The sequence below is a fragment of the Streptomyces silvae genome, from assembly GCF_016745505.1.
GTDB classification, from domain to species: domain Bacteria; phylum Actinomycetota; class Actinomycetes; order Streptomycetales; family Streptomycetaceae; genus Streptomyces; species Streptomyces silvae.
The window spans coordinates 17,636-27,766 of the sequence record NZ_JAERUC010000189.1 but is presented as its reverse complement, the minus strand read 5'-3'; the positions used below and the strand labels follow the sequence as shown (position 1 = coordinate 27,766).

General features: G+C 71.9%; 10 protein-coding genes. 1 reads left to right on the top strand and 9 read right to left on the bottom strand.

What is annotated here, in order from left to right; all coding sequences use genetic code 11:
- Positions 1–140 precede the first annotated feature (140 nt).
- The 7 genes from fbaA to JKV81_RS30485 all read right to left on the bottom strand — a co-directional run bounded on the left by fbaA (position 141) and on the right by JKV81_RS30485 (position 6,678).
- Positions 141–1,172 carry a class II fructose-bisphosphate aldolase gene (gene fbaA / locus JKV81_RS30515; RefSeq protein ID WP_099173447.1) on the bottom strand — a complete coding sequence of 344 codons (1,032 nt, stop codon included), beginning with the start codon at positions 1,170–1,172 and terminating at the stop codon, positions 141–143.
- Positions 1,173–1,350: 178 nt separating this feature from the next.
- Positions 1,351–1,890, bottom strand: a complete 540-nt coding sequence (pyrE, locus tag JKV81_RS30510) for an orotate phosphoribosyltransferase (RefSeq protein WP_099173446.1) — start codon at positions 1,888–1,890, stop codon at positions 1,351–1,353.
- Between the two features lie 30 nt (positions 1,891–1,920).
- Positions 1,921–2,715, bottom strand: coding sequence for an aldose epimerase family protein (locus tag JKV81_RS30505; protein WP_129264461.1), 795 nt, complete (start codon positions 2,713–2,715; stop codon positions 1,921–1,923).
- 30 nt (positions 2,716–2,745) lie between these two features.
- On the bottom strand, positions 2,746–3,738 hold the full coding sequence (locus JKV81_RS30500) for an SRPBCC family protein (protein ID WP_202078887.1): 993 nt from the start codon (positions 3,736–3,738) through the stop codon (positions 2,746–2,748).
- 91 nt (positions 3,739–3,829) lie between these two features.
- The gene (locus tag JKV81_RS30495) at positions 3,830–5,431 is read right to left on the bottom strand and encodes a polyamine aminopropyltransferase (protein ID WP_129264463.1); all 1,602 of its coding nucleotides are present in this window, start codon (positions 5,429–5,431) and stop codon (positions 3,830–3,832) included.
- Between the two features lie 120 nt (positions 5,432–5,551).
- Positions 5,552–6,073: a DUF2617 family protein gene (locus JKV81_RS30490; protein WP_099173442.1), complete on the bottom strand. Its 522-nt coding sequence runs from the start codon at positions 6,071–6,073 to the stop codon at positions 5,552–5,554.
- Between the two features lie 326 nt (positions 6,074–6,399).
- Positions 6,400–6,678, bottom strand: a complete 279-nt coding sequence (locus JKV81_RS30485) for a hypothetical protein (protein ID WP_129264464.1) — start codon at positions 6,676–6,678, stop codon at positions 6,400–6,402.
- Between the two features lie 125 nt (positions 6,679–6,803).
- Here JKV81_RS30485 and JKV81_RS30480 point away from each other — a divergent pair, with 125 nt between their 5' ends.
- Positions 6,804–7,985, top strand: coding sequence for a pyridoxal phosphate-dependent aminotransferase (locus tag JKV81_RS30480; RefSeq protein ID WP_129264465.1), 1,182 nt, complete (start codon positions 6,804–6,806; stop codon positions 7,983–7,985).
- A 91-nt stretch (positions 7,986–8,076) separates the two neighbouring features.
- Here JKV81_RS30480 and JKV81_RS30475 read toward each other — a convergent pair whose 3' ends face one another.
- On the bottom strand, positions 8,077–8,634 hold the full coding sequence (locus JKV81_RS30475) for a type III secretion system chaperone family protein (protein WP_099173439.1): 558 nt from the start codon (positions 8,632–8,634) through the stop codon (positions 8,077–8,079).
- 70 nt (positions 8,635–8,704) lie between these two features.
- Positions 8,705–9,973: an MFS transporter gene (locus tag JKV81_RS30470; RefSeq protein ID WP_129264466.1), complete on the bottom strand. Its 1,269-nt coding sequence runs from the start codon at positions 9,971–9,973 to the stop codon at positions 8,705–8,707.
- Between the last annotated feature and the right edge of the window lie 158 nt (positions 9,974–10,131).

Sequence of the window (10,131 nt, the reverse complement as noted above, 5' to 3'; positions counted from 1 at the left end):
GGGGCGGGTAGGGGACAAGCCCCGCGCAGCGGCCCGCCCCACCCCGCCGCACCCCGCCCCACCCCACCGCCCAGGAACCACGAAGGGCCCGGCCCCCCGAAGGAGACCGGACCCACCCGCGACGTACAGCAGTACTGCGATTACTTCAGCTTCGTACCCGACGACCGCAGATTCGCACAGGCCTCGGTCACCCGCACAGCCATCCCCGCCTCAGCCGACTTCCCCCAGCTACGCGGGTCGTAGACCTTCTTGTTGCCGACCTCGCCGTCGACCTTCAGCACGCCGTCGTAGTTGCGGAACATGTGGTCCACGATCGGGCGGGTGAAGGCGTACTGCGTGTCGGTGTCGAGGTTCATCTTCACGACGCCGTTCTCCAGCGCGGTGGCGATCTCCTCGGCCGTGGAGCCCGACCCGCCGTGGAAGACGAAGTCGAACGGCTGGCTGCCGGCCGGCTTGCCGTACTTGGCGGCGACACCCTGCTGGAGGTCCTTGAGGAGCTCCGGGCGCAGGACGACGTTGCCCGGCTTGTAGACGCCGTGGACGTTGCCGAAGGACGCTGCCAGCAGGTAGCGGCCCTTCTCGCCCAGGCCGAGCGCCTCGGCCGTACGCAGCGCGTCGTCGACGGTCGTGTACAGCTCGTCGTTGATCTCGTGCGTGACGCCGTCCTCCTCGCCACCGGTCGGGGTGATCTCGACCTCAAGGATGATCTTGGCGGCGGCAGCCTTGGCCAGCAGCTCCTCGCCGATGGCCAGGTTGTCGGCGAGGGTCTCGGCCGAGCCGTCCCACATGTGCGACTGGAACAGCGGGTTCAGCCCCTTGGCGACGCGCTCCGCGGAGACGTCGAGCAGCGGACGTACGTAACCGTCCAGCTTGTCCTTGGGGCAGTGGTCGGTGTGCAGCGCGACCGTGATGTCGTACTTGGCGGCGACGATGTGCGCGAACTCGGCGAGGGCTACGGCGCCCGTCACCATGTCCTTGTTGTACTGGCCGCCCAGGAATTCGGCACCACCGGTGGAGATCTGGACGATGCCGTCGCTCTCCGCCTCCGCGAAGCCGCGCAGTGCAGCGTGCAGGGTCTGGGTCGACGTCACATTGATGGCCGGGTAGGCGAACTTGCCTGCCTTCGCCCGGTCGAGCATCTCGGCGTAGACCTCGGGGGTTGCGATGGGCATCTGTCCGCTCCTTGGGATGTGCGGGTGTGCGGTGCTTGGTCCCTGACCTGGGGGCGACGTCATCGTCGCCCTTATCTTCCCAGACTCTCGCTCCGGGTCCACGCTGCCCGTCGAGAAGGCGCTGCCCGTTTCACGTGAAACAGGCAGCGCCTCGATGAAGCAGCAGGTCAGGCCAGGTTCAGCCCAGGTCGAGGTCCGCCACGGTGTAGGCATGGACGTACGGCAGACCGGCCTCGGCGATCGCCGGAGCGGCACCGCGCTCCACGATCACGGCGACGGCCACGACCTCACCGCCGGCCTCGCGCACCGCCTCGACCGCGGTCAGCGGCGAACCACCGGTCGTCGAGGTGTCCTCGACGACGAGGCAGCGCCGGCCCTTGACGTCCGTGCCCTCGATACGGCGCTGCATCCCGTGCGCCTTCTGGGCCTTACGGACGACGAACGCGTCCAGGCTCTTCCCGCGCGCCGCCGAGGCGTGCAGCATCGACGTGGCCACCGGGTCGGCGCCCAGCGTCAGACCGCCGACGCAGTCGTAGTCCAGCTCGGCGGTGGCGTCCAGCATCACCTGACCGACCTGGGGCGCGGCCTTGCCGTCCAGCGTGATCCGGCGCAGGTCGATGTACCAGTCGGCTTCCAGACCCGAGGAGAGGGTCACCTTGCCGTGTACCACGGCCTTGTCCTTGATCTGCTGGAGCAGCTCAGCGCGTACGTCAGTCATGTCAATGAGGGTAAAGGCTGCCGCCCACGGTCAGAGCCGCGCCCAGCTCCAGGTCGAGGTGATCTCCAGCGGCTCGATCGGGGTGACCAGCCGGGGGGTCGTGTTGAGTCCGTTCGGCGGCCCGGACTGCGGCTCCACGCAGACCGCCTCGGCCTGCTCGTCGTAGATCACCACCCACTCGTCCCGGCTCCTGACCGTCAGCTCCAGCTGCTCGGGCCAGGTGAGCTTCACGTCGACACCGTCGGGCATCCCGAAGCAGTCGTCCCACGGGCCGGGCCGGGGGTCGATCCTCCGGCCGGTCGGCAGGTGGTTGTCGCCGCGCTCCTCCTGCCAGGCCGCGTCGAAGGCGATCCGCGCGTCCTGACCGCCGAGGTTCCGGAGGAACCAGGGATGCCACCCGGCCTGCGCCGGGAACGAGTCCCCGTACGTCTCGATGCCGAGGCTGAGCGTCAGCGAGTCCTCGGTCAGCTCGAAGGACTGCGTCACCCGGCCCTCGTACGGCCAGGGTTCGGCCAGGTCGTAGAAGAAGGCCGCCTCGGAATCGCTCTGCCTGGCCGGCGACCAGGAGGTGTCACGGCCGGTGCCGTGGATGGCGTGCGGCGGGGAGTTCAGCGGCAGCTGGTGCGGCTCGCCGCCGTTGCGGAACAGGCCGTTCTCGGTGCGGCCGCACCACGGCACCATGGGGAAGCAGCCGTACCGCTCGCCCTGGCGCAGCAGTTCGGTGCCCCCGATCCGCAGGCTGCTGATCCGGCAGCCGTGGACGGGGTCAACGGTCAATTCGACGTCGCCGGCGGTCAGCCTGGCGTTCTTCACAACTCTGCTCACCCCCCGACACTACTGGCGCGGGGCGGCTCCCTACGGCCTCCGGCGCCGCAGCGCCCTGCCCACCACCACCGCCGAGGCGATCGCGAGGGCGGCTGCCGGCGCCGCCCAGCGCAGCGTGATGCCCGCGGCGCCCGCCTCGGGTGAGGGCACGGGGGCGTACCGGCCGCGCGGCGGGGCGTGGTCGACCTCCTCCGTACTGCGGCCGATCATGGTGCGGCGGGCGTGCGCGGCCTCGGCGGGCGGCTCGTCCGGCACGGTGAACTCCAGCTCCGCGGACGGGTCGAGCGACGGCGGCGGCACGGGCGCGTCGAACACGGACTCCTTCTCCGCGGCCGACGGCTCCCCGGCCCCCTCGGGGGGCTCACCGAACTCCGCAGCGGGCACCCCGGACTCCCCCTCGGAAGCCTCCGAATCCCCGGACGCCTCCGGAGCCCCGGACACCTCCGAAGCAGTCCCGGGCGCCTCGGACGACTCGGACGACTCGGACGGCTCGGACGACTCCGGCGGATCCGGCGCCTCGGAAGCATCCGGCGCCCCCGCGTCCCCGTCCCGCGCGGCCAGCGTCTCCGTCACCAGCTGCTGCGTGAAGCGGTCGAGCAACCGCTCCGCCGCCGTGAGCGCCGCGGCCGCGTCCAGGTCGACGATGCGCCCGTCACCGCTCACCGTGCCGGTGAACGCGATCGTGGTCCCGCCGTCCGTCTCCGTGAGGCCCACGGTCAGGGCCAGCTTCGCCGAGCCGGTGCCCCGGGCCTCCACGCCCTCCCCGGTCACGGAGAAGGTGCCGCCCCCGGAGCTGCCCCCGGCGCCCCCGGAGTCGCCCCCGTCCGAGGGCCGCAGCGTCAGCGCCCCGCGGTACGTGATCGTGTGGCCGTCGGCCCGGAATTTCAGCCGGCCCGCCAGCGGCCCCGCCGACGCGTCGGCGTCCTGCTGGAGTCCCGGCACACAGCGCGCGACGCGGGCGGGATCACGCAGCGTCCGCCGCAGGGCCGGAACCGGAACCGGAACGAACACCTCATGCTCCATACCGACCGAGCCTACTCAGCCCCGGCCGTCCCGTCAGCGCTTCCACCCCGTACGCCCCGTGCACCCCCCGGACCGCACCGCCCCGCCGGGCTCACGGCTCCTCCCAGTACCGCGGGTGGACCAGGGTCGAGGGCAGCGCCCCCGGCTGCCGTATCCGCTCGGCCGCGCGGAGGCCGGCCTGGAGCTCCCGCTCCCCCAGCGTCCGCAGGGCGGGCGCGCCCGGGTCCATGCCCAGCGGGCCCACCTCCTGCCGGGCGGCCAGCACGAATCCCCAGTCCTGCGGCGCCTCCGCCCTGCCGGCCGCGGCCCGGTCCGGGCCCGCCGCGAATCCGGTGACGCGCCCGTCGACCCGGTACGGCCGGGTCGCGAGGCCGCCCGCCCGCACCGACGCCTCCACCGTCCAGAACGTCGCCGGTCTGCTGCTCGGCGGCCCCGCGTGCACCACCAGCCGGCCGCCCGGCTCCAGCGCCCTGGCGACCAGACCGTAGAACTCGGCGGCGTAGAGCTTCGTGCTCGCCGTGATGCCGGGGTCGGGGAGGTCCGAGATCACCACGTCGAAGCGCTCACGCGTGGCCCGCAGCCGGAGGAAGGCGTCCCCGGCGACCGCCGTCAGCCGCGGGTCGTCGTACGCGTGCCCGTTCAGCCGGGAGAGCGCCGGGTCCGTACGGGCCAACCGGGTGACGGCCGGATCGAGCTCGACCACCTCGACGGAGGTGACATCGGGATAGCGCAGCACCTCACGGGCGGCCAGCCCGTCGCCGCCGCCCAGGATCAGCACCCGCCGGTGGGCCCCCTTCATCGCGGGGTGCACCAGCGCCTCGTGGTAGCGGTGCTCGTCCCGGGAGCTGACCCGGAGCCTGCCGTCCAGATAGAGGTCGAGCCCGTCGCGCCCGGAGCCCGTGAGGACGACCTCCTGCACCTCGGTCTGCATCGCGACCCGCACCTCGTCCCCGTACACCGCGCGCCGCGCCGCCCGCTCGAAGTCGTCGACGAGGACGGAGGCCGTGGCCAGCAGGGCGATCACCACGCAGTTGACCAGGATCAGCAGCCGGCGCGACCGCCGGCCCAGATCGCGCCGGAACACCCACAGCACCAGCGCACCGCCCGCCACCGCGTTGACCGCGCCGGTGAACAGCGCCCCCGTCAGCTGGCCCATCATCGGCAGCAGCAGGAACGGGAAGGCGAGCCCCCCGACCAGCGCGCCCACGTAGTCGGCGGCGAAGAGGTCCGCGACCGCCCCGCCCGCGTCCTGCCGGTCGACCCGCTGGATCAGCGTCATCAGCAGGGGGATCTCCGCGCCGATCAGGATCCCGATGGTGAGCGAGAAGCCGACCAGGACGGGACGCGACTCCCCGATCCAGGCGAAGGAGGCGTACAGGACGAGCGCCGACATCCCGCCGACGAGCGCGAGCGCCGCCTCGATCAGCCCGAATCCCACGGCGGCGCGGCCGCGTAAACGTTTCGCGAGCAGCGAGCCGATGCCCATCGCGAACACCATCACGGAGAGCACGACCGAGGCCTGTGTGACCGAGTCACCGATCAGGTACGAGGCCAGCGCGACCAGCTCCAGCTCGTACACCAGACCGCACGCGGCGCAGACGAAGACCGCGGCCAGCACCAGGAACCGGCCCGTCCTCGGCCGTACGGGAATCCGCGCCGCGCCCCCTCGCAGCGGCATCTGCTGGTCGATCATGAAACGAACGCTACGTGACGGGAAGGTCGCCGCTTGTCACCCACACGGGTGTAAGTGGCGTGCGCCGGACGTGCGCCGGGCTCGCGGCCCATCCGCCCCGGGCGGGCCCGCGCACGCCCCTCACGACACCCCGGCCGGCACCCGTGCCCCCACCCGGGACCGGGTGACCACCAGCTGGCCCTCCTGCGGGTACGCGTGCCAGGTCCGCCAGTGCACCTGGCCCTCCGTCCGCTGCGCGAGCATCGCGGTGAAGGCGTAGGGGCTGCCGGGAAACGTCCCCGCCAGCCCGTGCGGATGGTCGGCCACCAGCGCGAGGAGTTCCTGCGCGCGCCCCGCGAACGAGCCCTCGGAGAGCGTCTCGACGCGCGCCGCGAACTCGTAGTCCCAGTCGCCCAGGCTCTCGGCGACACCCAGCGGCAGCGGCGTACTGCTGCCCGGGAGACAGGCGACGGTCTCGGAGCACGTACGGCGCTCCTCCTCCAGCAGGACCTGATGGGAGGCGCCGAGCAGTCTCAACTGCACCTTTGCGCCCGCTAGTCGGAGGTCGAGCACGGCGAGGGCCGGCAGCGGCTCCCGCCCGAGCGTCCATGCCAGATCGGCGGCTCGGGTATCGGAATAGGCGGTCTGGAGGGTCGTGAGCATGGATCGGCTCCGCAAAACGCACAGGGACACATGGACAGGAGGCACCCCCGTGCGGCGCACGTGGGGGGAGGGGAGCCCGATCCGGCCCAACTGGGGTCCGCCCAACTGGGTTCCGGGGGCTGAATGTTCTCTACATCGATGCAATCACGAAGTACGTCGCGCTCACAGCGCTTTTACCCAACTTGCCGTGGTTTCCATCCCTCAGGGGGCAGGACGGTTCATCTGTTCCCGGAACGCCCAACCAAAAGGTGTCCGGAGGGAGTTCACCCCCTCCGGACACCTCGGCCCCATCAGCCCCACCCCCGTGCGGGACGGTCGGACCCGTCTCAGCTGCTTCCGCCGCAGCCCCCGCCACCGCCGCCGCCACCGCAGCTGCTGCCACCCCCGCAGGAGTGGCCGCCGCCACCGCAGGAATGCCCGCCGGAGTGGCCACCGCTGTCGCCGGCCCACCAGCTGCCGCCGTCCGAGCCGCTTCCCCCGCCGCTGTGGCCGCCACGGCGTCCGGCCCGGCCCGACGCCCTCCTACGGCTGCCCGACCCCGTGGCGAGGGCACCGATCCCCACCACCACGATCGCCAGGAACACGATGAAGACGAACAACTCCATCGACCTCACATCCTTCTGTCCCCCGAAGCGAGGTCCCCGCTTCTCGACTGACCGTTGGATTCCCAAGCCCCCACCGAGCCAAAGCGGACTTGAGCAACTCCAGAGCTTCGGCACAGGATGGCGCCATGACACAGGGACGACCGCTGCTCAACCGCCGCCTGACCGAGTTCGGCACGACGATCTTCGCGGAGATGTCGGCGCTGGCCGTACAGACAGGATCGATCAACCTCGGCCAGGGCTTCCCCGACACCGACGGCCCCGAGGAGATCCGCGAGGCCGCGGTCCGTGCCCTGCGCGCCGGGCACGGCAACCAGTACCCACCGGGCCCGGGTGTCCCCGAGCTGCGCTCCGCGGTCGCCGAGCACCAGCTGCGGCGCTACGGGCTGGAGTACGACCCCGACGCGGAGGTCCTGGTCACCACGGGCGCCACGGAGGCCATCGCCGCCTCCCTGCTGGCCCTCCTGGAGCCCGGCGACGAGGTCATCGCCCTGGAGCCGTACTACGACTCGTACGCCGCCTGCATCGCCATGGCCGGCGGGACCCGCGTCCCCGTCACGCTCCGGCCCCACGAGGGCGCCTACCGGCTCGACCTCGACGAGCTGCGCGCTGCGGTCACGCCCCGCACCCGGCTGATCCTGCTCAACACCCCGCACAACCCGACCGGCACCGTCCTGACCCGCGACGAGCTGGCCGCCGTCGCCGAGCTCGCCTGCGAGCGGGACCTCCTGGTGATCACCGACGAGGTCTACGAGCACCTGGTCTTCGAGGGCGAGCACATCCCCCTGGCGTCGTTCCCCGGCATGCGGGAGCGCACGGTCAGCATCAGCAGCGCGGGCAAGACGTTCTCGCTGACGGGCTGGAAGATCGGCTGGATCACTGCGAGCCCCGACCTGGTCACCGCGGTCCGCTCCGCCAAGCAGTTCCTGACGTACGTGTCCGGCGGCCCGTTCCAGTACGCCGTCGCCGAGGCGCTGCGGCTGCCCGACAGCTACTTCGACGAGCTGCGGGCGGACCTGCGGGCCAAGCGCGACCTACTTGCCGGGGGCCTCGCCGAGGCGGGCTTCGGGGTCTACAGGCCGGCCGGCACGTACTTCGTCACCACCGACATCCGTCCGCTCGGCGCCGGGGACGACGGCTTCGCCTTCTGCCGGGCGCTCCCGGAACGCTGCGGGGTCGTCGCCGTGCCGAACGCGGTCTTCTACGACCACCGCGAGCAGGGCGCGCCCTTCGTGCGCTTCGCGTTCTGCAAGCGCACGGACGTACTCACCGAGGCGGTCACCCGGCTCAAGGGCCTCCGGGCGTCCTGACCCCGCACACGACGACGGAGGCCCGGGAGGGCGCCGGCCGTACCGGCCACGCCCCGTCCCGGGCCTCCGTCCCCGCTGTGTACGCGCCGGATCAGGCCTCCGGGGCCTGCTCCGTGCCCGCGTCGCCCTCGGCCGTCTTCGTGTCGGCCTCCAGGCCCAGACGCTCCACGAGCCACTTGTCGAACTCGATCGAGGCCCGCACCCAGCTGACCGTCGAGGAGACGAAGTGCTCCAGGCTGACGCCGGTGCCGATGAGCATCTGCGCCTCACCGACGAGCCGCACGGAGCCCGCGGCGCCCTCCTCGCCCTCGTGGGCGTGCGTGTAGACCTTGGGCCACAGGGTGCGGCGGTTCCAGTCGTCGATCGCGTCGAGCAGGACGGGCCGCTGGTCCAGGGCGTGGGGGCGGTCGTAGAAGGTCCGGACCGAGAAGACCTGCTGCTCCTCCTCGCCGCGGAACATGAAGTACGTCCGGAAGTCTTCCCACGGCGCGGCGAGGTCGCCCTCGTCGTCGACGACGAACTTCAGCTCCATCTGCTCGAGAAGCTGCTTGACGAGGTCCTGGTCGGGGACCACGGGGCCCTCGGGACCTGACGCCTGCGGTTCGGGCTGGCCCCCGAAGTTGGGGATCGAGGACGGGTCGATAGACATCGCTGGGTACTCCTGTGGATCGCACGTGGTTTCCTGGCTCCGACCCTAGCCGCGATCGCGGCCGGTAGTCCTATGCGCTCAGGGGAATCGTCCCCGCGCTCGTTCCCCTGGCCCGCGACCAGGAAACCGCGACCAGGACGGCGCAGAGGGTGCCGACGAGTCCCGCCCCTCCGATCGTCTGCGCCGAGGACCCGGACAGCTCCGCCGCCAGGCCGCCCGACGCGACGCCGATCCCCTGCATGGCGGTCAGCCCCGACCGGGCCAGCCCCAGGGCCTGACCGCGCTGATCGGCCGGGGTGAGCAGCACGAAGGTCGCCCCCGCGGTGATCTGGTACGCCGAGCAGATGCCCGACACCAGCAGCACCAGCAGGGCCACCCCGACCCCGGGGCCCGCCCAGTAGACGACCAGCGGGAGGTTCGCACCCACCGCCAGCGGTCCGAGCAGCCGGCGGCGGCGCTCCGCGTCGAAGCCCGCGCGCCCCAGGAATGCGGCGCCCAGGACCATCCCGGCGGGGTGCGCGGCGAGCAGCAGACCCACCGAGGCGGCGCTCCCGCCGGCCTCCTCCGCGAAGGGCGCGGCCAGTCCCTCGGGCAGCACGATGAACCCCGCCAGCCAGCCGAGCGCGACCAGCGACCGCAGCCGGGGGTCCGACCAGATGAGCGCCGCGGCCTTGCCGACCTGGGTGTGCATCCGCTTCGGCCGGGCGTCGGCCCCCCGGTCCACCGGGCGCGCCTTCACCCCGAGCCTGATGAGGACGGCGGAGATGAGGAACGTCACCGCGTTCAGCCCCAGCGAGACATGGCTGCCCAGCCATACGACGAGGACCCCGCCCGCGGCGAAGCCGACCAGCTGTCCGGACTGGTGGGTGATCAGCATGACCCGCTGACCCCGCTCGTACAGGCGCTCCCCCAGGACCGCGGGCATCAGGGCGCCCTGCGACGCCCCGAAGGGCGCCTCGGCGAGCTGTGCCAGCACCAGGATCCCGGCGAGCAGCGGGAGGGGCGTGCCGGGCAGGGCCATGAGCCCGACGAGGACGGCGCGCACCAGGTCGCAGCTGATCATGACCGTACGACGGGGGAAGCGGTCGGCGAGACCGGAGAGGAGGACGCCGGACAGCAGGGCGGGCAGGCTCGTCAACGCGTAGGTCGCGGCGGTCCACCCGGCCGACTCGGTGCGTTCGAACACCAGAAGTGACAGCGCGACCCGCGCCAGCTGGTCACCCAGCACCGACTGAGCAAAAGCCGCCCACAGCGTACGAAATTCGCTCAGTCGAATGAGGCTGTCACTTTTGTGATCCTGCGGCTCCGCACTCTGCTCACCGGGTATCCGTTCCGTCATGCGCGTACCTTACCGGTTTCGCAATTCGGAACAGCCACCCCCGCCGCAATGGGAAAGGGGCCCGGAGTGTCCTGATATTGCGCGGAACACGATCACGCGCACTGCCGTCCGGTCAGCTCCGTCCAAGGGCACCGATATGTATCGCCCCGGTACAAAAA